General features: G+C 54.2%; 23 protein-coding genes. 5 read left to right on the top strand and 18 right to left on the bottom strand.

The window, feature by feature from the left end; genetic code table 11:
- Window positions 1-25: 25 nt before the first annotated feature.
- The 13 genes from ACRQV7_RS02610 to ACRQV7_RS02550 form a co-directional block, all read right to left on the bottom strand.
- The gene (locus ACRQV7_RS02610) at window positions 26-1417 is read right to left on the bottom strand and encodes an efflux RND transporter periplasmic adaptor subunit (protein ID WP_444659323.1); all 1392 of its coding nucleotides are present in this window, start codon (window positions 1415-1417) and stop codon (window positions 26-28) included.
- A 5-nt stretch (window positions 1418-1422) separates the two neighbouring features.
- A complete protein-coding gene (locus ACRQV7_RS02605) occupies window positions 1423-3780 on the bottom strand; it encodes an ABC transporter permease (RefSeq protein WP_444659322.1) in 2358 nt (785 codons plus the stop codon).
- Window positions 3774-4478: an ABC transporter ATP-binding protein gene (locus ACRQV7_RS02600; RefSeq protein ID WP_275716973.1), complete on the bottom strand. Its 705-nt coding sequence runs from the start codon at window positions 4476-4478 to the stop codon at window positions 3774-3776. The genes ACRQV7_RS02605 and ACRQV7_RS02600 overlap by 7 nt, the downstream gene beginning before the upstream one ends.
- A 34-nt stretch (window positions 4479-4512) precedes the next feature.
- Complete coding sequence (locus ACRQV7_RS02595; RefSeq protein WP_275716975.1) at window positions 4513-5151, bottom strand: TetR/AcrR family transcriptional regulator; 639 nt, start codon at window positions 5149-5151, stop codon at window positions 4513-4515.
- A 204-nt stretch (window positions 5152-5355) separates the two neighbouring features.
- Complete coding sequence (locus ACRQV7_RS02590) at window positions 5356-6747, bottom strand: UDP-glucose dehydrogenase family protein (protein WP_444659321.1); 1392 nt, start codon at window positions 6745-6747, stop codon at window positions 5356-5358.
- A 68-nt stretch (window positions 6748-6815) separates the two neighbouring features.
- Window positions 6816-7976: a glycosyltransferase family 4 protein gene (locus tag ACRQV7_RS02585; RefSeq protein WP_444659320.1), complete on the bottom strand. Its 1161-nt coding sequence runs from the start codon at window positions 7974-7976 to the stop codon at window positions 6816-6818.
- Between the two features lie 20 nt (window positions 7977-7996).
- A complete protein-coding gene (locus ACRQV7_RS02580; RefSeq protein ID WP_444659319.1) occupies window positions 7997-8602 on the bottom strand; it encodes a zinc dependent phospholipase C family protein in 606 nt (201 codons plus the stop codon).
- Between the two features lie 242 nt (window positions 8603-8844).
- Complete coding sequence (ilvA, locus tag ACRQV7_RS02575; protein ID WP_444659318.1) at window positions 8845-10041, bottom strand: threonine ammonia-lyase; 1197 nt, start codon at window positions 10039-10041, stop codon at window positions 8845-8847.
- A 61-nt stretch (window positions 10042-10102) separates the two neighbouring features.
- Window positions 10103-11182, bottom strand: coding sequence for a DUF871 domain-containing protein (locus ACRQV7_RS02570; RefSeq protein ID WP_444659316.1), 1080 nt, complete (start codon window positions 11180-11182; stop codon window positions 10103-10105).
- Between the two features lie 40 nt (window positions 11183-11222).
- Complete coding sequence (gene celB, locus ACRQV7_RS02565; RefSeq protein ID WP_444659315.1) at window positions 11223-12557, bottom strand: PTS cellobiose transporter subunit IIC; 1335 nt, start codon at window positions 12555-12557, stop codon at window positions 11223-11225.
- Entirely contained in the window at window positions 12554-12883 is a 330-nt protein-coding gene (locus ACRQV7_RS02560) for a PTS sugar transporter subunit IIB (RefSeq protein ID WP_275716989.1), read from the bottom strand. The genes celB and ACRQV7_RS02560 overlap by 4 nt, the downstream gene beginning before the upstream one ends.
- A gap of 71 nt (window positions 12884-12954) precedes the next feature.
- Complete coding sequence (locus ACRQV7_RS02555; protein ID WP_444659314.1) at window positions 12955-13485, bottom strand: glycine/betaine/sarcosine/D-proline family reductase selenoprotein B; 531 nt, start codon at window positions 13483-13485, stop codon at window positions 12955-12957.
- A 31-nt stretch (window positions 13486-13516) separates the two neighbouring features.
- Complete coding sequence (locus ACRQV7_RS02550) at window positions 13517-13834, bottom strand: PTS lactose/cellobiose transporter subunit IIA (RefSeq protein WP_275716993.1); 318 nt, start codon at window positions 13832-13834, stop codon at window positions 13517-13519.
- Between the two features lie 263 nt (window positions 13835-14097).
- Here ACRQV7_RS02550 and ACRQV7_RS02545 point away from each other — a divergent pair, with 263 nt between their 5' ends.
- The 5 genes from ACRQV7_RS02545 to ACRQV7_RS02525 all read left to right on the top strand — a co-directional run bounded on the left by ACRQV7_RS02545 (window position 14098) and on the right by ACRQV7_RS02525 (window position 20658).
- The gene (locus tag ACRQV7_RS02545) at window positions 14098-16785 is read left to right on the top strand and encodes a sigma 54-interacting transcriptional regulator (protein ID WP_444659313.1); all 2688 of its coding nucleotides are present in this window, start codon (window positions 14098-14100) and stop codon (window positions 16783-16785) included.
- A gap of 72 nt (window positions 16786-16857) precedes the next feature.
- Window positions 16858-17124 carry an HPr family phosphocarrier protein gene (locus ACRQV7_RS02540; RefSeq protein WP_141827115.1) on the top strand — a complete coding sequence of 89 codons (267 nt, stop codon included), beginning with the start codon at window positions 16858-16860 and terminating at the stop codon, window positions 17122-17124.
- A 20-nt stretch (window positions 17125-17144) separates the two neighbouring features.
- Window positions 17145-18773, top strand: a complete 1629-nt coding sequence (gene ptsP / locus ACRQV7_RS02535) for a phosphoenolpyruvate--protein phosphotransferase (RefSeq protein WP_444659312.1) — start codon at window positions 17145-17147, stop codon at window positions 18771-18773.
- A gap of 34 nt (window positions 18774-18807) precedes the next feature.
- Window positions 18808-20244 (top strand): RNA polymerase factor sigma-54, encoded by a 1437-nt coding sequence (rpoN, locus tag ACRQV7_RS02530; RefSeq protein ID WP_444659311.1) that lies wholly within the window; start codon window positions 18808-18810, stop codon window positions 20242-20244.
- Window positions 20245-20319: 75 nt separating this feature from the next.
- Window positions 20320-20658, top strand: a complete 339-nt coding sequence (locus ACRQV7_RS02525; protein ID WP_444659310.1) for an MGMT family protein — start codon at window positions 20320-20322, stop codon at window positions 20656-20658.
- 78 nt (window positions 20659-20736) lie between these two features.
- Here ACRQV7_RS02525 and ACRQV7_RS02520 read toward each other — a convergent pair whose 3' ends face one another.
- The 5 genes from ACRQV7_RS02520 to ACRQV7_RS02500 form a co-directional block, all read right to left on the bottom strand.
- Entirely contained in the window at window positions 20737-21150 is a 414-nt protein-coding gene (locus tag ACRQV7_RS02520; RefSeq protein ID WP_444659309.1) for a M67 family metallopeptidase, read from the bottom strand.
- Window positions 21147-21950, bottom strand: coding sequence for a HesA/MoeB/ThiF family protein (locus ACRQV7_RS02515; protein WP_444659308.1), 804 nt, complete (start codon window positions 21948-21950; stop codon window positions 21147-21149). Before ACRQV7_RS02515 ends, ACRQV7_RS02520 begins: the two co-directional genes overlap by 4 nt.
- Window positions 21950-22159 carry a sulfur carrier protein ThiS gene (gene thiS, locus ACRQV7_RS02510; RefSeq protein WP_444659307.1) on the bottom strand — a complete coding sequence of 70 codons (210 nt, stop codon included), beginning with the start codon at window positions 22157-22159 and terminating at the stop codon, window positions 21950-21952. Before thiS ends, ACRQV7_RS02515 begins: the two co-directional genes overlap by 1 nt.
- Before the next feature lie 112 nt (window positions 22160-22271).
- On the bottom strand, window positions 22272-22517 hold the full coding sequence (locus ACRQV7_RS02505; protein WP_444659306.1) for a sulfurtransferase TusA family protein: 246 nt from the start codon (window positions 22515-22517) through the stop codon (window positions 22272-22274).
- A complete protein-coding gene (locus ACRQV7_RS02500) occupies window positions 22510-23370 on the bottom strand; it encodes a 4Fe-4S binding protein (protein WP_444659305.1) in 861 nt (286 codons plus the stop codon). The genes ACRQV7_RS02505 and ACRQV7_RS02500 overlap by 8 nt, the downstream gene beginning before the upstream one ends.
- Between the last annotated feature and the right edge of the window lie 26 nt (window positions 23371-23396).

The following is a 23396-nucleotide window of genomic DNA, read 5'->3' as shown; positions in this document are numbered from 1 at the left end:
AGGAAATCGGATGCCGGAAGCAATTTCATGATTCCGCGCGCTTTCCCGGCGCCAGGTTTTCGTTGTCGGCGTCAATGACCACCGCGTCGCCCGCGGAAAGGCCCTTCTCAATGATACAGCCGTCGCTGGTTTCGACCCCCTTGGTCACCTTCTGCACCGCCAGAACCCCGTTTTTCACAATCCAGACACAGTCGCTTCCATCTTTTTCAAATACGGCTGTTTTTGGCACGACCAAAGCGTTCTGCCGGGTGTACACGGTAAACCGGACGTCGATATCGTAGCCGATTTCCAGGACATTTTCCTTCGGCTGAATCAAAGCCCGGATCTTGCGCTCTTCCACGCCGAGGGAGGACGTCTTGACCTGCGCTTCCCCTTCTATTTTCAGGACCTGCCCTTTGATCGTTTTCTCTCCCATGCGTTTATCCAGCAGCAAATCCACCTGATCGCCCACCTTTACCCCGTCGATTTCCCTGACCGGAATAAAAGTCTCCACCACTTCTCCGGAGGAGATTTTGGCGACGGGCGTCTGCTGCTCCGCGATATTCTTGTTCAGGACCGGCAGGTCGGTGATGACGCCGGCCACCGGCGCGTAGATGGTCGCCCTGCCCTTTTTTTCCGTCATCTGCGCGATGCTCAGCTTTGCCGCTTCGATCTGCGACTGATAATACTGCTGCATGCCGGAGGAATATCCTTTTTCCAACAGCGCCGACGTGGATTCGATCTGGGTTTCCAGCGCGCTCTCCTGCGCCTGATACAGTTCCTCGGAAGGCTTCCCGCCCCGGAGCTGCTCCAAAACAAGCTGGCTCTGGTACAGGATGCTTCTGGCCTGATTATATGCCTCTTTTGCCGTGCGGATCGTCTCGTCGTCGAGATCCCGGACGTCTCTGTAATATTCGTGCGCCAGATCGGCGTTGCGCTGATTCATTTCCACAACGTTTGCCTGGATCTGAATCTGCTTTTCAATGGAGTGAGTGGTGTCCCCGCTCTTGGCCATTTCCGCCCGCAGGGCGGCCAGCTGGCCCTTCAGCGTTTCCAGCGTTACGGCGGCGTTGTCATGCTCCTTCTGCTCCTGAAGCCCCAGATTCGCGATCTGGGCATTGTAGCCGCCGATGCTGCTCCGAAGCTGTTTAATCTGATAGGGATAGTCGGGGTCGTACACCTCGGCGATCACGTCGCCTTTTTTCACCGCCTGGCCTTTTTTCACATGTACGCCGAGGATTTCCCCGGACACCAGAGGATACAGGTCGTATTGATTGTCGTAAGCATAATCGCCCTGCTCGGTAAAAGTCAGCGTCGCCGTTTCCGGGCGGAGCACCTCCGTTTCCACCTTCAGCGGAGCCGTTTTATACAGGTAGGCGCCCGCGCCCGCGGCAAGGACGACAAGCAGCAGAAGCACCAGTTTTACAATTTTTTTCAAAAGGCTCACTCCCTTTCCTTCAGAACTTCGACCATGTCGAATTTGGATATTCTCCTTCTGGCGAGACGGTTGGACAGCGCCACCGTCGCCGCGCAGAGGACCGCCGCCGAAAGATAGCTTCCCGGCGAGGTGCTGAGGGGCATGGTAAACAGATCGCTGTCTATCGTAGCCGCCATGGCCTGCTTGATCATCCGCGTAAGCAGGATGCCCGGGGGCAGCGCGCCAAGCGACAGCACCCAGTATTCAAAGCTGACCACTTTCCCTATTTCCTTCGGATGCATCCCGAGGACCCGCATGGTGGCGTATTCCCGCTTCCGCTCGGAAAGGGAGATCGAAGCCGTGTTGGTAATAATGGCGAAAGCGATGATGATCCCGATTCCCTGCATCATGTCCATCAGTGTGGAATAGGTGCTGAACATATCCATATAGCTTGCCTTGGCCTCCTTCTGATCGGTCATGGCGGCCACGTTTTTCGCGTCCGTCAGCTCCGCCTTGATCGCCTGCGGGTCCTTCGCGGACAGCAGGATGCTGTTGACCGTGGGCGGAATGTCCAGCGCGCTCCAGATGCCCTTCAGGCTGACGAACGCGGAGGCCCCGGAGTTCGTGTGGACCACGCCCATCACCGGAAGCGGAATGTCCCTGTCGCCGGTATAAGGCGTGCGCACGGTGAGAACGTCCCCCCGCTTCGCCTGAAGCTTTTTGGCCAGCGTACTGCTGAGCAGGATTCCCTCCTTCGGCGGGCTGTGATTCTGTTTGCTGTCGATGTCATAAATCCGGTAAAGCCCGGCGTCATCGGGAAGCGCTGTCAGTGAAACGGCTTCCTGCAGATGCTCCCGGTGGAGCTCAGCCGGAAGCTCCAGAATCGCTTCGGCGCTGTCGACCCCTTTCAGGGCGTCCGCCGCCTCCATGGCATCGGCCGCGCCGGCGGGAGTTTTGAGGGTGATTTTCAGGTCGTAGACCTCCACCTTCGTGAACTGGTCCAGCATCATTGTTTTGAACATGTCGCCGTAAGAGGCCATAAACGCGGTGATAGCAAACGCAAAGGCCATGCCGATCAGCACGAACGTGCTGCGGAATTTATTGCGGGTGATATTGCGCGACGCCATGAACCCGTAGGAGGTAAGAAGCTTCCGGATCAGCGGGAGCCGTGCGAAAAGATCGCTTTTCACCACCGGAGGCGACGGCGGCCGCATGGCTTCCCCGGGCTCCAGCCTGAGCACGCCCCTGACCCCCATAAACGCGCCGAAAAGCCCTGACAGGACGGCGATCAGCAGTCCCATCAGGATGTAAAACGGGTCTGGCGGGACCTGAATGGAGGGCAAACTGAAATAATCCAGATACAGCTCCGTCATTCCCCCGGTCATCACAAGCCCCAGCAGCACGCCCGCAGCGCCGCCGACAGCCCCGGTAACCCCGCCGTAGGACAGGTAGTGCAGGACGATAGTCCAGTTGGAAAACCCGAAGGCTTTCAAGGTCCCGATCTGCATCCGCTCCTGCTCGATCATGCGCTTGAGCATGATGTACAGGATCAGGACGGCCATCACGATGAAAACCGTCGGGATGCTGGTGCTCATATTTCCAAGCTGGTCGATTTCCTGCTGCAGCATCGCGTGGCTGGGCTGGTCCTTCCTCGCGGCCAGAGATCGCAGGCCGTACGGCTCCAGCGCTTCGCGCAGCGGAGCCTCCACCTGCCGGAAGGTCGCCCCCTTCTCCAGAAGGAAGGACAGGCGGTTGGCGATCCCCCTGCCGCTGCCCAGCGTTTCCAGATCGGCCGCCGGGACAAAGGCGAACCCAAACGCACTGTCGTCGGGAAGGAGCTGGCCCGTGTCCGGGATGACGTAAACGTATTCCGGGCTTTGGGCGATGCCCGTAATCTGACGCTCGATTTCCTGACCGTTCACGATCAGGCGGACGGTATCCCCGACCGCGAGCTTGTTTGCGGCGGCAAAGGTCTGCCCGATCAGAAGGCCCCCGCTTTCCGGAACCGTTCCCTTTTCCAGAACAAAATTGTTCAGCCGTTCGGGAGCTTCGGGGTCAAAGGAATTCAGCCTGAGCGTGACGATTTTGGTGTCGCTCAGCCCCACCACCCTGGCGTCCAGCGTAATGGAGGAGTCCATGCGGGAAATCCCTTTGATATCGGACAGGTTCTTTACGGCACCGGCCGGGATGGCATCCACCGAGGCGAACCCGTCCGCAAACCGCTGCGACGCATAAAACTGTTTCTGTGCGGAGGAAAGATTGACATAAAGCAGCTGATAGGAAACATAAACCATAATTCCCATCGCCAGAAGCACGATACAGGCAAGATAGGATTTTCGGCTGCGCCACACGCCCCGGACGGCCTGCTTCCAAAGCGTCACCATGCCACCTCCTCGGGCGCAATCGGGTTGGAATTGCTCCGGTCGCCGGCGATCCGGCCGTCCTTTACAGTCAGGACCCGGTCGGCGACTTCGGCGATTCCGGCGTTGTGCGTAATGATGACCACCGTCTTGCGGTAGCTTTCGTTGAAATCCTTCAGCAGGTGAAGCACCTGAATTCCGGTGGATACGTCCAGCGCGCCGGTCGGCTCGTCGCAAAGCAAAATATCGGGATTTTTGGCGATCGCGCGGGCAATCGCCACGCGCTGCTGCTGCCCGCCGGAAAGCTGCGACGGAAAATGCCCGCCGCGCTCCGCCATATCGATCTGGGCGAGCAGCTTGCGCGGGTCGATCGGATGCGCCGCCATTTCCGAAGCCAGGGTGATATTTTCCAGCGCGGTGAGATTCTGCATGAGATTATAGAACTGGAATACGAACCCAACGGCGTTCCGGCGGTAATTCGTAAGCTTTTTCTGGTTATAGCCGCTGATGTCCTGCCCGCGATAAAGCACCTGACCCGCCGTGGGGACGTCGATTCCCCCCACAATGTTTAAAATCGTACTTTTCCCGGAACCGGAAGGCCCGAGAATGACGACAAACTCCCCTTCGCCAACGGTGAAATCCACACCCTGCAGCGCATGTACCGTCACTTCGCCCATATGGTATTCCTTTGTCAGGCCCTTGACCTGTAAAATTGTGTCCAAGCTCAGGATTCCCCCTCCAAATCAAAGCGTCTGCTCACATTGATTTTCCCTTACCGGTATAAATGCCGTTCTTCAGGATATATTCCATATCGTCAAGAATCTGATCGACAAGTTCCTCCTGGATCGTTTCGGCGTTCGTCGTTTTCAAGTCATAAGAGAGATACAGTCCCAGGCTGACCAGAATAAAATTGAGCAGGCGCGGATTTACCTTCCCCGAAATCTCGCCCTGCCCGATCTCATGTTCAATAAAGGGAACAAAAAACGAACTGGTCATGTCGGGATAGAGTTTCATGATTTTCTGATACACCGGTTCTCCCTCAAGTTGTACGAAATCCGCCCCGATGCGCAGCAGCTCGGGGTTCTCCATAAAGTCCCGAAACATCTGATGGGAAACCACCCTCAGAAATCCGGTGAGGGATAAATCCTCCAGCCGCCCTTTTTCCCTCTCGTAGATCGCAAGCTTCTTCCCGGCGATGATGGTGACGATATAAAGATAAAGATCGTCCTTATCCTCGAAATACTGGTAGAAGCTGCCTTTCGCAATCCCGGCCTCCTGCACCATTCTGGAGATATTGGCGCCTTTATAGCCCTGCTCCGCAAACTCCTTTACGGCGACGTTCAGAATCCACTTGCGTTTCTCCGCAGGAAGATTGAAGAAAGTCTGTTTCGGCATCAAACCCCTCCCTTTTTATTTCTTAGCCGTGGTGACTGTTCAGTCACATGACTGACAAGTCACTTTTCCCCATCATTATATGACTTTCCCATTCTCTTTTCAAGAGGGAAAATAAAAAAACGAACCGGTTACGGAAAATCCGCCCTGGAAGAGGCGGGTCCGTATAAGGTCCGTTTATCGTACTGTAAGCAGAAGCAGAATCTGTCAGGCCTCATGGAATGTATGGAAATCCGGCGCTGTTTTTCGGGGATCGACCGGCAGATAAAGCACGCGGCCCGTTTGATCCGCCCAGTTTTCCGGCAGAACGCGGGGCCTGCCGACAGAGTCATAGACGATGCCCGCACCCTGAACGGCAGCCGGGCTGTAGCAGTTGCGCCCGTCGATCACAACCGGCCTTTTCATGTGCTGTGCATATCCGGCGGGGTCAAAGTTCCGGATCTGCTCCCACTCCGTCAGGATCAGGCAGAGATGAGCATCCTGAATCGCTTCCCCGATCGTGCCGCAGCAGGTGATCTGATGAGGATACAGCCTTTTGATGCGTTCATACCCGGAAGGGTCCCACACGCGGACGTCCGCCCCCTCCTGCAGCAAAACGGCAATATTCTGCAGGGACGGCGCGTCTCTCAGGTCGTCCGTATCCGGCTTGAAGGTGAGCCCCAAAACGGCGACTGACAATCCTTCCAGGTTCTGATAATACCGGCGGGACTTTTTGATCAGCCGGATCTTCTGGTTCTCGTTCACTTCGATTGCGGCCTTGATCGTCTTGATCTCATAATCGTAGTATTTGGCCAGCCAGTGGAGCGCCTTGGTATCCTTTGGGAAGCAGGACCCTCCGTAGCCGATGCCCGCGCGCAGAAAATTCTTTCCGATGCGGCTGTCCGCCCCCATCCCGCGCGCGACCGTTTCCACATCCGCCCCCACGATTTCACACAGATTGGCGATTTCGTTGATATAGGAGATTTTCAGGGCCAGAAAGTCATTGGACGCATACTTGATCATTTCGGCCGTCTGCCGGTCGGTTACGATGACCTGTCCCTGATAACCGGCGTAAATGCTCCTGAGGATTTCCCCGCAATGCGCGCTTTCCACGCCGATGACGACCCGTGGACCAAACAGAAAATCGCGGACGGCGGTGCCCTGCGATAAAAATTCCGGGTTGGAGGCGACTTCGATCGTAACGCCCTTTCCGGCCTCCGAAAAAAACAGCCGCTCCAATTTGCGGTTGGTACCGATCGGCACGGTGGATTTGACAACGCAGACGCAGTCCCCGCGCGCGGAGGCGGCGATCTGTTTGGCGACCGCAAAAACCTGCTTCAAATTTGCGAATCCGTCCTCGCGTTCGGGCGTTCCGACACAGATAAAGGCGGCCTGCGCGCCGCGGCACGCTTCGCCGCAGTCGTCCGTGTAAGCCAGCTTTTCGGCACAGCTTTGCATCAATTCCTCCACCCCTTTTTCAAAAATAGGGGAACGTCCCGCCCTCAGGATGGAAAGCTTTTCCGTATCCGTCTCGACGCAGGTCACCTCATGCCCCCAATGCGCCAAGCAAACGGCCGTGACCAGCCCCACATAGCCCGTTCCTATCACCGCTATTTTCATGCTGTCTCCTTCTCCCTGTACGGCTCGGCGTACAGGGCGTATAAAATCAATCTTTTTCCATATATCGATCAGGATTTATGGATATCGGCCTGCCGTCGGGCGGGAAGAGAAAGCGTCGCCGATCCGTAGTGCAGCATCAGGGAATCGAATATGGAATCCCAGCTTCTGCTTTTTGCCGTCTGAAGGGCCTTCTGGCGGATCCGGCTGCGCAGCTGGGGATCCAGCAGGTCAAGGATGGCCCGCGAAAGGCTGTCGGAATCCCCATACCGGCATACGAGCGCATTTTCATCGTGAACCGTATAGTCCGTCACCCCTCCGGAGTCCGTGCAGATGGGCGCAAGCCCGCTGGCCATGGCTTCCAGCAATACGTTCCCGAAGGTTTCGGTTCCGGATGGAAACACAAACGCGTCCGCGCTGGCATAGACCTGCGCCAGCTCCGCACCCCGCTTCTCGCCGGTAAAAACGACGTTCGGCAGTTTTAAGGATGCGATCTCCCTTAAAAAGGGACCGTCTCCGGTAATCCAGAACTGCACCCGGTCACCGTGGGTTTCATTGACGGCGCGGATGCTTTGCATCAGGACGTCGAGGCCCTTTTCCACCGAAACCCGGCCGACGTACAAAAATACGGTTTTGTCCCGGGCCCCAAGCCGCTCTCTCAGCTCCGGCGAAAAATGGGAGGGGTCGAAACGGTCCAGGTCGATTCCGCGCGACCAGATGCCCAGATTTTGAAACCCCCGCCGCTTCATGGATTCCAGCGTATCGCGGGAGGGGCACAGATTTACCAGCGCAAAGCTGTGGAACCATTTCATATAATGCCACAGAGCCTGACTGAAATAGGTCAGGTGGTAAAAATGAAGATATTTGTCAAAATTGGTATGGTAAGACATCACGACCGGAATCCCCAGCGCCTCTGCCGCGCGCAGCCCGACCAGACCCATACTCAGCTCGGTTACGATATGTACCACATCCGGGGCGAATTCCGCAAGAAGGCCGGTTATCTTTTCCAGCGGCGCAAACGCGATCCGGCACCCCGGATAGATGATCGGGCAAAAGCCTTTGAACCTCGTCACAGGCAGACCCGCGCACTCGTCGGAATCGAAGCCGTAATCGGGAGCAAAAAAGACATGCTCGATATTTCTGGCCTTCAGATACCGGCTCAAATAGGACAATGTGTTGGAAACCCCGTTGACCTGCGGGTAAAAAGTATCCGTAAAAAATGCAATCCGCAACTTTTCCGCCCCTTTCCCGGCTATACCGCTTTCAGATTGTCAAAATGGCAGGGATCGGCCTGCCCTTCTTCCGCCGCCGTACATCCGTAAGTAAGGACGATCAGATCGATGCAGGCCATCATGGCGTACAGCAGATCGTTCCCAAAGGACAGATGCGACACAAGGTACCCGGAATGCAGCGTCTCAAACTGCCGGTAGATGCCGTCCGCACTCTCCGCAGGCACCGCCTGCGCCGTAAAGCGGAGGAAGGAAAGCTGTTCCAGATTTTCCGTAAAATAGCGGTGAAGCCTGTTTTCATAGGCAATATGCTCCGACAGGCCCCCCGGGAAGCAGTCGCTGTGCGCGTAACAAAAAAAATCCGCATAGAAATGACAGAGGATTCCCAAAAGGCGGGAAGAGCGTTTGTCATTACATACAGAAGAGTGGCGCGACAGAAGAAGCCGGAGGATATGCCGCACGTGCACGGCATTGTTTTTCAGGTAATGCGGCCGAATCAGGAAGGACGGACAGTAATCCGGCAGAACATTGCCCAGAATAAAGCTCTTCCGTTCCAGATGAATCCTGTAATGTGTTTCTACATATTGGGACAGAAATTTGCCCATCAGAATGTGCGAAGACGTGTTCATACCATTCACCCTCTCGATTACAGTATATTAGCGCTAAGGTATCGGTAGCGTTAGAAAAAGGTAAAATTCCTGTGAAATAGAGACCTGACATCTTGCGGACCGGAACTTTTTCCCAATTTCCAAGCCCTTGCGAGCCGCCGCCTGAACGGCGATGGAAACGGCTGGTAAAAACACAGCGCAAAAAGGCGGGCACCCGAAAATGGTGCCCGCCTTTTTGACCGGTGATCCGCGTGAGGGAATCCCTAATGGATGAGCAGATAACCCGCTTTAGTGATCGCCTGCCGGATTTCCGACAAATGGCCGCTGTCCTTTGTCTCCATTCTGATGCTCAAAGTACAGGCGTCCACGCTGATATCCTCCCGGCTCCGGTCGTGATGGATGCTGACCACGTTTGCGCCCAGGTCGGCAATAATGGCGGTCACCTCCTTGATCTGTCCGGGTCTGTCCGCCGTTTTCAGGACCAGCTCGCCCAGGCGTCCCGCTTTCTGAAGCCCGCGGTTGATGACTTTGGAAAGGATGGTAACATCGATATTTCCTCCCGAAAGCAGGCAAACCGCCTTTTTCCCTTTGATATCAATCTTGTTGAACATAGCCGCCGCAATGGAAACCGCGCCGGCTCCTTCGGCAATCAGTTTATACCGCTCAATCAGCGCAAGAATGGCCATTGCCGTTTCGTCATCCGTTACCGTCACAATTTTGTCCACATATTTGCGGCAGAACTCATAAGTCAGGTCTCCCGGACATTTGACAGCGATCCCGTCCGCGAAGGTGGAGACGCCGGCGAGCGGCTCCACCTTCCTGTTCTCAACGGATTTCAGCATTCCGGGCGCGCCGCTGGCCTGCACCCCGTATACCTTGCAGTCCGGTTTTAATGTTTTAACGGCAAAAGCGATCCCGGAGATCAGTCCGCCGCCGCCCACCGGAACAATCACCGCGTCGGTATCGGGCAGCTCATTTAATATTTCCAGCCCGATGGTTCCCTGTCCCGCGATGACATCGGGGTCGTTAAACGGATGGATCAGGACTGCCCCGCTCTCTTTTTGCAGTTCGCACGCTTTCTGAAAGGCGTCGTCGTACACGCCTTTTACAAGGCACACCTGCGCGCCGTAGCTTTTGGTCGCTTCGATCTTTGAAATCGGCGCCCCCTCCGGAATGCAGATCAGGGACGGAATCCCTCTTTTTGCCGCGGCAAAGGCCACGCCCTGCGCATGATTCCCCGCGGAGCAGGCAATGACGCCTTTTGCCTGCCCTGCTGAGGACAGCCGTGAAATTTTATAATACGCGCCGCGGACTTTGAAGGAGCCCGTTCTCTGCAGGTTTTCCGGCTTCAGGTAAACTTCGCTTTCCGGATTGATGTGCGGCGCGTATATTAATTCCGTCCTGTGGGCGACGTCCTTCAGAACCGCTTCGGCGTGATAAATTTTATCCATTGTGAACATACATTTTCTCTTTTCGTTTGCTCATTTTCGGGCCGGCATGTGCGGCGGAGCGCTATAAAATTTATTCGGTAAAGGCAAATTTCTGCCAGGGCTTTATGCAGTCGATTAAAAACAGCTCTTCCTCGTCTATCCGCCCGACGACATTGGTACTTCCGGAGTTTTTCATATCTCTGAGGGCAATCTGCAATTCCCCGGTATAGTTTTTATAGAGCATATTATCGATGGTGATGTCGCCCCGCCGGATGTCCCTTGTGTTATGGGGCCTGAACCCGCTTCCGTCCTTTACCCTGCTTTTGCTTGACCGGATCATATATTCCGATATGTCGCCCCTGTTAAAATGGGGCTTGTTAAAAATGATATCCCTTTCAAGGTCGGAGATCCCGTCCGCAGGCCGAATTTTCAAAGTCAGCTGATAGGGGTCGACCCGGCCGACGGCTTCCAGCTCTTCGTCGGACGCAAAGGCATTGGCTATGATGACGTCGTCGATCAAATCGGTGGAAAACAGATGCTTTGCCTGCGCCTGGATGGGAAAGCTTCTGTGTTCCTCCAGCGTGCACAGGCCCTCGTTTACAGGCCACGGGCCAAAGCTTGCGCTCTGTGAGGAAACAAACGCCGCAGTGCGGATACGGAAGCTCTTAAACTGCTCGTTGCAGTTCATAAAATGCCGGTATCCAAGCCCGGAATACCTGTGAGGATAGAAATTATGGCAGCCTAAAAGATTATCGGCGTTCGGTTGATAGCTGAAGATATTGTCGATATATTTCGTCCCCGCGCTCATATTCAGTTCAATTTTCAATCCAAAATCATTATAGGACATCACCGATTCCTCATAACCCGTAAATCCGTTGTCCAGGCGGATTCCATAAAGCCCCATGTCTTTAAAAATCCGCAGATCGTTATAATCCACTTCAAGGTACTGAAAAACGGAGGGGTTGATGTCCGCAATGACCTTCATTCCGTACTGATTTGCGCGGGCAATTGTTTTTTTGAACTCGTCAATGATTTTTTCCTTATCTCCTTCCACGGAGAGCAGGCAGGTGAACACCCTTTTAAATCCATACCGGTTCGCCTTGTCAATATAAGCTAAATTTTCTTCCAGCCTTGCGTGGGCCGGATAGACCGAAAATCCGATCGTTCTCATGATGATTCTCCTTTACAGCAGGGCTTGCGGCACCGTTCCCTTATCCGGCAGCCGAATCGTCGCCCTTGCTTTCATATAATTTTTCCTGCTCACAGTATTCCTTGTCCTGCGCTTTGATAAACGGCAGATAAATGAGGAATGAGACCGCTACTTCAACAATCTGAAGGATTGCCCCCCTGATTCCGGAAATGAGGAAGCCCCCGATGATCGGCGGGGTAGTCCATGGAATGACCACGCCGTTGGGATACGGAACCAGCCCGACCGCCATGGTAAAGTAGGTCAATACCGCCAATATCAGCGGAGTGCAGATAAAAGGAATCACCATAATGGGGTTGAGGACCACGGGAAGCCCGAATATGATCGGTTCGTTGATGTTGAAAAGTCCCGGAAGAATCGCAAGCCTGCCGATTTTTTTGCATTGCTGGGATTTGCAGACCAGCAAAAGGGCAAGGCACAGTCCCAGGGTGGCCCCGCCGCCGCCCAGCCACAGATAAATGGAATTGAACTGCTGGGTAATAATGTGGGGCAAAGCTTCTCCTTTTCCAAACGCCGCGAGGTTATCCGCCGACAGGGCCAGCCAGATTGGGGTCATGATCGATTGCACGACGTCCGCGCCGGCGATGCCGAACATCCAGAACAGCCCGATAAAAAAGTTTGCAATCAATACGGCGCCGAGGCTGTCGCCCAGGGAAACCAGCGGAAGCTGTAAAATCGTATAGATAAAGTTATGGATGGTGCCGAAGGATGTATATGCGAAAATCAGCCGGATGATTCCAAAGGCATAAATGGTAATCGCGCCGGGAATCAGCGCTGAAAAAGCTCTTGAAACAGTCGGGGGAACCCCTTCCGGCATTTTAATGACCCATCCCTTGCCCGTTATGTACCGCATAAGCTCCGTGGCGAGTATCGCCGAAAGCATGCCCACGAACAGACCCTTCGAGCCAATCCACTCCATTGGAATCACGCTGCCGACCTCATAGGCGGTCTGTGACCCCTCGGGCGTAAAACTGGTGACGAACGGAGTCAGTACAAAGAAAGAGACAAGCGAGATAACCGCGCAGCTGAGGCCGTCCTGCTGATAGTGCTTTGCCAGGCTGTTGGAAATACCGACGATCACAAAGATCGTCATAATCGCCATGGACGCATGATAGGGAACCAGGAAAAAGTCCCCCCACTGCTTGCCGAAAATTCCGGCCATAAAATCCCCGTATCCCGTGATCGGAAATTCCTCGATCAGCAGGGACATCGCCCCGATGATCAGCAGGGGCATTGCCAGCATAAATCCGTCACGGATCGCGATCAGGTAGCGGTTGTTGGCAATCTTATCCGCTACCGGCATGATCTTTTCTTCCAGAACATTTTCTTTTTTACTCATTTCAATACACCTCCGTTTGAATTCTCACACATTTTAAGGGCTTTTTGCAGCACCTTTTCGCCGTCCATCATTCCGTAGTCCATGCTGTTGACCACGTCGACCGGTATCCCTTTTTCGCTGCATAATTTTTTAGCCCTGGCCAGCGCAAACCGGATTTGCGGGCCCAGCAGAACGACGTCCGCGCCGTCCAGATGCTTTGCCATTTCCGCTTCGGGGAAAGCGTCTATCACCACATCTTCCCCTTTTTCCTGTGCCGCTTTCTGCATCTTTGTGACCAGCAGGCTGGTAGACATTCCGGCGGAACAAAATAAAAGAATGCGCTTCATTCGGATCCCTCCTCCTCTGTTATTATATTTAAGTATCAAACCGCCGTAAGGACAGCAGCCTGACAGACTTATCAGTCTCTTTTAAAATATCCCTCCTCCTCAGGGGAACCGATCGGCTCGCCTTTGCTCTTTTTCACCGCAAAATCGGCGATTCTTCTCAGGGAAGCATTCAGGCCGGTGCCGCCTACCTTCGGCGTCTCAATAATATAAACCCGGTTTCTGAAAGGCTCCGTTCCCGAGCTCTCTTTTGCCATGGCGGCGAAAGCGGGGATTTTTTCCCGGTTTTCCAGGACCTCCGCAAGATATCCGCAGCATTCCCCGAACCGCTTATGATTCAGGGCGGGCCCGCAGATCACCACGTCCGCCCGGAATGTGCGGATCAGCTCCGTCAATTTTACGGCGGCCTCTTCCCTGTTTTCCAAAAAATAATGGTCGCCGCAGATGACCGTTCCGACGATATCCGCGCCTTTTCTCATGAGCATGGTCCGCAAAAGCATTCCCATGCCCACCGCGCCCTGTTCCGCCCGGGGTTCGATGTCCATCCTTTCCTCTCCGCCAAGGCCCGCCTGTATCTGGTTTAAAAACTGAACCACCCTGATCATTTCAGCCGCTCTCCTTTCTCCGCCCAATCGGTCAGCCCTGCTTTGAGTAAACAAGCTGATATAAATCGATAAATTCTTTCGCCATGTCGATCACGGTAATGGCGCTCATCAAATGATCCTGCGCATGGGCCAGGAGCACCGTCACTTTTTCAATTTCTCCCGCCGCCTCTTTCTGTATGATCTCCGTTTGAAAACGGTGCGCTTCCGTAAGGCAATGGCCCGCCTTTTCAATTGACTCCCGCGCTTTTGCGATCTCGCCCCCTTTTGCGCTTGCGATTGCTTCCATCGCCAGACTTTTGGCATCGCCGCTGTTTACCAGCAGCTGCATGGAAATTGATTCTAAGTCCATTTCAAAATCACCTTTACATCTGTATTTTTCTCTTCCTTACTATTTTAAATAAGCATAAATTGTGCCAAAACACAAATACCCATAAAAACGACGGAGAAACAGCATCGTCGTTTTCACACGGAAGGAAACCGCGGACATGTGTATTAAATAAAACAGATTATATCTGATTATAAAACACATTGTACGATATAGCAAACATCACATTTGACTTTATTGTGCATAAGCACTATACTTTTATGAATGAGAAAGATAGGGTGGTAAGTTTGAAGCGGATTGAGATCGTAAGAAAAAAATTGACCGAACTGTCCGGCGAACGGGGCGTGACTGCCGGGGACCTGGCGGAAAGCCTGGGGCTGTCCCGCGCCAACGTGAGCAGCGACCTGAACAGGCTCTGTGAAGAGGGAAAAGCGGAAAAATCCGGCTCGAAGCCCGTTTATTACAGGCCCGCCGGCGTTCTTCCCCCTCAAAGCGCCGAATCCGCACTTGACGCCTTTGTCCGCGAGAACAGGAGCCTTTACCATTGTGTGGAGCAGGCAAAGGCCGCCGTGCTGTATCCGCCGAATGGAATGCATCTTCTGATTTTCGGAGAAACCGGCGTGGGAAAATCCATGTTTGCGGAACTGATTTATCAATACGCACGCGAAAAAGAGTGTGTCGGCAGGGACGCCCCTTTTATTGTCTTCAACTGTGCGGACTATGCAAACAATCCTCAGCTTCTGGTCAGCCAGCTGATGGGAACGAAAAAAGGAGCGTATACGGGCGCGGATACGGACAGGCCCGGCCTGCTTGAAAAAGCCGACGGCGGGTTTCTGTTTTTGGATGAAGTTCACCGTCTGCCCCCGCAGGGACAGGAAATGCTGTTCACCTTCATCGACCGCGGTGTCTACCGCCGTCTGGGAGAGGCGGACCTGGAAAGGAGGGCGAAGGTTCTGCTCCTCTGCGCCACTACGGAGGACCCGGATTCCACCCTGCTGAAGACCTTTGTACGCAGAATCCCCATGATCATCAAGATCCCGAGTTTAAGTGAAAGAAGCATGGAAGAGCGGCTGAATCTGATCAGCGGCTTTTTCCGAAAGGAATCCATGAGGCTGAACAAGCCAATTTCCGTTTCCGTCAATTCCATGCGGTCGCTCCTGAGCTACCACTGCCCCAATAATGTAGGCCAGCTAAGAAACGACATCCAGATCATTTGCGCCAAAGCCTATTCCGACCTTGTATCCGGCAAAAAGGAGGACCTTCGCATTGTCAGCTTTGACCTGCCCTCCTATATCAAGGAAGGCCTGTACCTTGAAACCACGCACCGCCAGATCTGGAACCGCTTTATTGGAATCAACAAACGCTACTGCGTGTTTGACAGCGGTTCCAAAGAGCTTTTGTTCCGGAATAATGAAGACGCGGAAAACATCTATGAAATGATCGATACCCGGATGCAGGAGCTAAAGGGAATCGGCGCGGACGAAGAGGAAATCAGCCGTCAGATCGACAAGGAAATTCATCTTTACTTTGAGAAGTACACGGAGCTTTCCAGTCATCCGCAGGATTTTTCAAGCATCACCAATCTGGTGGGCGCGGAAATTGTACAGACCGTCGACAGGATTCTGGCTCATGCGGAAGAAAAGCTGGAGCGCAGTTTTGGAAACAATATCCGTTACGGAATGGCAGTACATATTTACAACTCCGTAAACCGCGTAAAAAGAGGACGCAGAATTGTGAATCCGCAGCTGAACGTGATTCGCAAGGAGCATGATGCGGAATTTACCGTCGCACTGGAAAGCCTGAAGCTGGTCGATCGGGAATTTGACATCACCATGCCGATCGATGAAGCCGGTTTTCTGGCTGTATTTCTCTGTCTGGACCATCCGATGGCCGGGGAAAGAAATGAACGGATACAGGTGATCGTGATCGCGCACGGCGTGTCAACCGCGACCTCCATGGCGGGTGCGGCGAACCGGCTGCTTGGGATGGACTGTGTGGCGGGAATAGACGCCTCCCTTGACGAAAACCCGCAGAAGGTCTATACCGGCCTGAAAGAATACCTGCTTGGAAGGCCCCGGAAGTCGGACCTTCTTTTGCTGGTGGATATGGGCTCCCTGACCGATTTTTCCACGGCGCTGGAAAACGAGCTCGGCATCCATGTAAAAACCATCCCTCTGGTCAGCACGCTGCACGTGATTGAGGCCGGCCGCAAAGCCGCTTTGGGATATCCGCTGGACTATGTGTATCATGAAACGCTGTCCGTCAACGATCTGCTCAGCGAGACCGACCCGCTGGCTCCCAATAAGGGGCAATTGCCGAAACTGTTTATCCTTACCGTCTGTACGACCGGGGAGGGTAGCGCGCAGGTCATCAAAAACATCCTGGACAGCCAGCTGGACTACCACAATTCCCTTTGTGAAACGGTGGCCCTGAAGCTTGTGGAAGAAGAAAGCATTTCCTCCCGGCTGGACTCCATCAGCCGTATCGGGAAAATCCTCTGTGTTGTCAGCAGCTTTTCAATTGACCTCGCGGTGCCGCATTTCGACCTGGCGGATGTCTTCGACAGAAAGGCCGTACCGGAAATCCAGTCGCTCATCGATACGGAAAACACGTTTGAGGAAATCGGCCGCACACTTTCCAATATGCTGAAAAATCTCAACAGCAAAAACATTTTCAATGATATCCGGGAAGTGATTCAGGAAATAGAGTCCCGGACACAGCGCCGGCTGCTGACGGACTCGCTGATCGGGGTGCTGTGCCATGTCGGGTGCCTGATCGACCGTCTGATCGGGAATATCACCATCGAGGAATTTCCCGACAGGGATGCTTATATCAAAAACAACAGGGAAATTTTTGAGATCATAAAAGCCTCGTGCGGCAGGCTGGAGCAAAAATTCAAAGTCCTGATTCCCGACGACGAAATCTGTTATATCGCTTCCTTTTTCGCGGCGGAAAACTGTGTTTCACCGGCATAGGAAAAACGGCCGCACTGTTGGCACGAAAATTGCTTAATAATCAGTGAAACACATTTTAAGGAGGATGCCATTATGACGTCACAGACAGTACAGATATCCAACAAGGTCGGATTGCATGCCCGTCCGGCCTCCATGCTGGTTACGGCCGCCGGAAGATATGATTCCGAGATCATCATCAAAAACGGGTCCCGCTCGGCAGTCGCGAAATCCATGATCAGCCTGCTCGCCCTGCAGGCAAAGATGAATGATATCGTTACGATCCAGGCGGACGGAAAAGATGAAAAAAAAGCGGTCGCAGAGCTGACTCAACTGATTCAATCAAAATTCGGAGAAGACTAATCCCTTATTAGGAGGCCATTATGAAAAAAGGCATTGGAGTTTCCAAAGGCTACGCGGTGGGAAAAGCCTATGTCATCGACACGGACGCAGCTTTGCGCTTTCAGAAAACCGCGGAGAACCCCGCCGCGGAAGCAGACAGGCTGACAAAAGCAATGGAACTGTCCAAAAAACAGATTGAGGAGATTGTAAAAAAGGCCCGCGAAAAGCTGGACGCCAAAAACGCGGAAATTATCGAAAGCCATCTGAATTTTATAGACGACCCCGCGTTGACCGGGGAAGCTTTCCATAGAATAAAACAGGAATCCGTAACCGCCGAACAAGCCCTCTCCGACGTGACCCGGACCCTGTACGACACCTTTTCCGCATTTGAGGACGGCTATATGAAAGAGCGCGCCGCGGATATTAAAGACGTAGGTTCCAGAATTCTGCGCAATCTCACCGGGCAAAGCGGAGAAATCAATTTTGCGGGTCTGCCCGCCGGAACCGTTCTTTTCGCGCACGATCTGAAGCCCTCGGACACCGCGCAGATCGACAGGGAGAAAGTATCGGCACTGGTGACCGAAACGGGCGGGGAAACCTCCCACACAGCCATTCTCGCGAAAGCGCTGGATATTCCGGCGGTAGTCGGCTGCAGGGATATCCTCGCGGACGTCCGCGGCGGCGATACGGTCATTGTGGACGGCGTGTCGGGAGAAGTCCTGGTCCGCCCTGATACCGCATTAATCAAAAAGTACCGTACGCTTGAAAAGCAGTTCAACCAGAAAAAAGAGGACGGGAAACGCACGGTTGGAGCAAAAATCCGTTCCGGAGACGGAAGGCAGATTCTGGTCGCCGCGAATATCGGGGGAATCAAGGATATTGAGGCCGCGCTGAAAAACGGCGCGGAAGGCGTCGGGCTTTTCCGGACGGAATTTTTATACATGAACAGGACATCCATGCCCACCGAGGAAGAGCAGTTCCGGATTTACAGGGAAGCGGCCGAGCTGCTGGACGGCAGGCCCCTTACGATCCGCACGCTTGATATCGGAGGGGACAAAAGCCTCCCGTATCTTCCGATGGACAAGGAAAGCAATCCTTTTCTCGGACTGAGGGCAATCCGGCTCTGCCTTCGAAATCCGGGGCTGTTTCAGACACAGCTCAGGGCAATTTTAAGGGCGTCCGCATTCGGCAATATTCAGATCATGTTCCCTATGATCAGCTGCATGGAAGAGCTGGGTCGCGCGAAAGACGCCCTGAACACCTGCAAATTACAGCTGGAGCAGGAGGGTGTCCGTTTTTGTCCTTCCATTCCGACCGGAATGATGATAGAGATTCCGTCCGCCGCGCTGACTGCGGAGGAATTTGCAAAACAGGTCGACTTTTTCAGCATCGGGACCAATGATCTTACGCAGTATACGCTGGCGGCGGACAGGATGAACGAAAGTATTTCCGATTTATACAATCCGCTGCATCCGGCTGTTTTGCGCCTGATCCGGATGACGATTTCCGCCGCGCATCAATCCGGGATTCCCTGCTGCCTGTGCGGCGAGCTGGCATCCAGCGAGCGGGCGGTCCCCCTGCTGCTGGAATATGGGCTGGATGAATTTTCCGTAAGTCCGGGAATGATCGCCGAAACCAGAAGCACGCTGCTTCGATGCATCGGTACATAAGGAGGAACCGCCTCTTTGGCCGGAAGGTGATTTTGTGGAGCTTTTATACGTAAAAAATCAGACGCAGAGGCAGAGCCAAAGCCAGAAGCTGAAATTGACGGCGGAAATGAGAGAATCCCTTGCTCTGCTGCAGATGCCCCTTGTGGAATTGCAGCAGCGGGTGGAAGAAGCCGTCATGGAAAATCCGGTGCTGGAGTATGACGGCGATGACTCGCAGGAAGACCCCATGTTTTCCGACTGTGCGCTGGGTGACGACGGCGAATCCTATCAGGATACGGAAACTGCCCTGGAAATTGTCAAAATGCTTTCTCTGGACAGCTGCGCCCCCGGCGCCCGTCAACCCTTTTACGGCGACCAAGAGAATTTTAATCCGTACGCTACGCTTTCAGCGGAAGATACCTTTACAGACTGTCTTCTGCGCCAGCTTGGAGAAAGGAAAGTCGATCGGACTATCGGGCGTATTTGCAGCTACATCATTCAGGACCTTACTGAAAAAGGGTATCTCGGCAGCAGCGTGGAAGAGCTTTCCCGGCACTTTGGGCTGCCCGTCGAAAAAATAAAGGAAGCTGTAAAAATCATTCAGACGATGCAGCCGCCGGGGGTCGGCGCCGCAAATATAACGGAATGCCTGCTGCTTCAACTGGGACGGTGTACGGAATGCGACGCGGCGATGGTCAAAGAAATCATTGAAAAATATCTCGGGCTTCTGAGCGAAAATAAAATACAGGTCATTGCGAACCGGCTTGGTATTTCCCTTCAGGCCGCGGAAAAAATGTGCGATTTTATCCGCGGCCTGAACCCGATCCCCTCCCGGGGTTTTCAGACGGACCGCAGCGGCGGCTACGTCATCCCCGAGGCGGCCATTTGTAAAGACGGGCAGGGAGGCTTTTTCATTCGGAACAATGAGAAGGCTTTTCCCCATCTGCGCATCAGTGAATTTTATCAAAAATTACTTCTCGAAGAAAATGACCGCGAAACCCTCCTGTATCTCAAAGACAAAACAAAACAGGCGTCGTTCCTCATAAAGCAACTGTCCAGCCGGAAAAGCACCGTGCTGCGCGTACTGGAGAAAATCGTCGAGCTTCAGAAGGATTATTTCGAGCACGGCGTATCCTGCCTGAAGCCGATGTCCATCGCAGAGGTCGCGGACCGGCTTCATCTGCACCAGTCGACCGTCAGCCGCGCAATTTCCGGAAAGTACGTTGTGTGTTCCTCGGGAACAGTCAGCATCAAATCCCTTTTTACTTCAAAAATACGGTCACGGGGAAAAGAAGATTGTTTTTCTTCTCTGCAAATCAAAGAGACCATCCGCAGCCTGATTGAACACGAAAACAAGTCCGCGCCGCTCTCGGATCAGAAGATTACCCGGAGCCTTCAGGAAAAGGGCATTGACATTTCCCGGCGTACCGTGGCAAAATATCGGTATGAGATGGAAATCCCCGCAGCGGAAAAACGTAAGATGTACCAATGAAGGCCATGGCGTTTTCTGAAACAGCCTTGGCCCTGTGCTGCCGGGCACGATGGAGACGGGGATGGTGGAGGCTGCATGAAAAGGGAAGAATTTTATAGTCTGGTTTACCGTGTGGTCGCCGCCATCCCGTATGGCAGGGTCACAACATACGGACAGATTGCTTTGATGCTGGGGATGCCGCAATACGCAAGGTTGGTCGGCCACGCCCTGCACAGCGCGCCCGGATACCTGGAGCTGCCCTGCCACAGGGTGGTAAACAGCACGGGGCGGCTGGTTCCCGGCTGGAACGAACAGCGGACGCTTCTGTCAAACGAAGGCGCATATTTTAAAGACAACGGCAATGTGGATTTAAAACGAAGCATCTGGAGACGGGACGCGGCGGACATGCGGGAGAATATACCAAAAGACCTATAGAAAAAGAAGCCGGGCGTCAATGCCCGGCTTCTTTCTTATTACTCTTCTGTTTTATCGGCCCCTGCTCTGCGGCAGCCCTCAGGGGATGACCTCCAGCGTCTGCGGCGTAATCATGCCGTCCGCGATCCCGAACGCTTTCAGTACCGGCGTATCCTTTGCCAATGAAAGAATCAGGTAGCTGGCCTTTGAATCATAGGCCAGCCGGATATCTTCCCCGGACGGCCGCGCGGGAGTGGAAGGATGGGAGTGAAAGCTTCCGAGCGGCGAAAGGCCCAGCGCGCGCATATCCCGGACAGCCGCAAGCTGCTCCCCGGGGTCAATGGAAAAATGCTCCGGACTTTGGTCGGGGTTTGATAAAAGGTACACCTTTTCCACGGTTTTGAGACCGCCCTCCGCCGTTCCCGCAATCAGCCCGCAGGATTCATTGGGCAAGCCCTCTTTCGCGTGGGCGACAATGGCGTCGTAATCCGCTTGTTTGAGCCTGACAATCATTTTAAATCACACACCGCCTGTTCGTAATCAAACGGCTTCAAAATGGTGGGATGCTCCCCGCAGACGGCGCAGTCCTTCGCCGGCGGCAGCTTGATTTTGCGAAACTCCATTTTGAGGGCGTCATAGGTCAGCAGATACCCGGTCAGAAGCTCCCCCCTGCCGATGATGTATTTGACCGCTTCCATGGCCTGCAGGGAGCCGATCACGCCTCCCATGGCCCCGATGACCCCGGCCTGTCTGCAGGTGGGTACCGCGTCCGGCGGGGGCGGCTCTTTGAAAACGCAGCGATAGCACGGACCCTGCCCCGGCACATAGGTCATAAGCTGACCCCTGAAGCGGATGATTCCCGCATGGGAAAAGGGCTTTTTAGCCAGCACGCAGGCGTCGTTGATGAGGAATTTCGCGGGGAAATTGTCGGTGCCGTCAATGATAAAATCATAATCCGCAATCAGCTTCATGATGTTGTCCGCCGACACAAAGGTACGGTAGGTATTGACCGTAATGTCCGGGTTGATAGCCTCCATGGTCTCTCTGGCCGACTGCACCTTTGCCTTGCCCAGGTCCGGGGTGGTGTGAATGACCTGCCGCTGAAGGTTGGACAAATCCACCTCGTCCGCGTCGGCGATGCCGATGGTACCCACTCCGGCAGCGGCCAGGTAGAGAGCTGCGGGCGCGCCCAGACCCCCCGCCCCGATAATCAGCACCTTGGCGTTCAACAGCTTTTTCTGCCCCTTCACGCCCACTTCGGACAGGATAATATGGCGGGAGTAGCGTTCCAGCTGTTCATTGGTAAAAGCCATCAGAATTGCCCTCCTCCCATGAAGTACAGGAATTCCACGATATCGCCGTCCTTTAGAACGGCTTCGGAAAAAGTGTCCCTCTGAATAAATTCATCGTTGACCGACACGGTAACATACTCCGGCGTTTCCACCTGTTCCCGTTCGATCAGCTGTGCTACAGTCAAGCCCCCGGCGTATTCTTTTTGAACCCCGGCCACGGTAAGTTTCATTTCGACTCCTCCAAAATTCAATTGATCGTTTCATGTATTGCTTTTTTGCCTGCAAACTTCTGCGGAGCTGCCCGCGTATCTGTCCGGGTTCTGCTGATTGTCCGACCGGTACCTAACCGGCCGTCTTCCGGACAATGAGGTTATAGGTGCCGTCGCCGTTGTCGGTGAGCTTCAGAATCTGATGCCCCTCCTCTTTGACGCTGCGGGGCACGTTCTGCACCGGTTCGCCGTCATTCATGCGGATAGAGAGGATCTGTCCCTCCTCCAGTTCCTCCAGCGCGACCTTTGCCTTGACAAAGGTCACCGGGCAGACCACATCCGTGATATCCACTGTTTCATCAATGAGGTATTCACCCACGGTACGCCGCCTCCATTTCCGATTGGAATACGTCCCAGCCCGCCCGGTCGATGGCCACCCGGAAACGTTCGCTGGGCTTGGCGTGCTGATCGAAAAACGCCAGGGCCGCGTCGGCCACCCGGAACAGCGTCTCCTTGTCATGGATAATGGGTAAAAACTGCTCCCCCTTGGCAATCAGGTTTCCGAAGGTGCCGCCGAAAGAAAGAAGATACCCCGGTTCGCCCTTCCATGCGTCAAAGGGACAGGATTTGGCGCACCGGCCGCAATGGTTGCATTTGCTTTCATCCAGTAAAATCGCACTGTCGGTTTGGGTGATGGCCCCTTCCCGGCAGGCTTTCGAGCACACGCCGCAGAGGGTGCAGGCATCCGGAAGCCACTCGACCGCATAGCCGCCCTTGATGCCCAGATCGTTTTCCTCGGCCTTGAGGCAGTTGTTCATGCAGCCGGTGATCCCGAATTTGAATTTATGGGGCAGCGCCCGGCCAAAATAACGGTCGGAGATTTCCACTGCCAGCGAGTAGGTGTCGATGCAGCCGGAGGAGCAGATTTTGCTGCCCTGACAGGCTGTGACCGTGCGCACGCGGGGCCCGCACACGCCGGTGTCCACGCCTCCCGCTTTCAGTTCCGCCTTGACCGGCTCCACATCGTTTAGCTTGATGAAGGGAATCTCCACGCCCTGCCGGGAGGTAAGGTGCACATACCCGTCGCCGTATTTTTTGCTGATTTCGGCGACAGTCAAAAGCTGGTCGGCAGTAAGGTTGCCGCCCACCACCTTCAGCCGGAGGGAAAAATTGTTTTTCTGCACCTGCCTCATGAATCCGCCGTTTTTTAACGCTTTGTAATCCGTCGCCATGAAAAATCACCGCTTTCTTGTATTTT

The organism is Caproiciproducens lactatisolvens (assembly GCF_052443335.1).
In the GTDB taxonomy this organism is placed as follows: domain Bacteria; phylum Bacillota; class Clostridia; order Oscillospirales; family Acutalibacteraceae; genus Caproiciproducens.
Note: the sequence above shows the minus strand (reverse complement) of the source record. Positions and strands in the feature narration are given on the sequence as shown.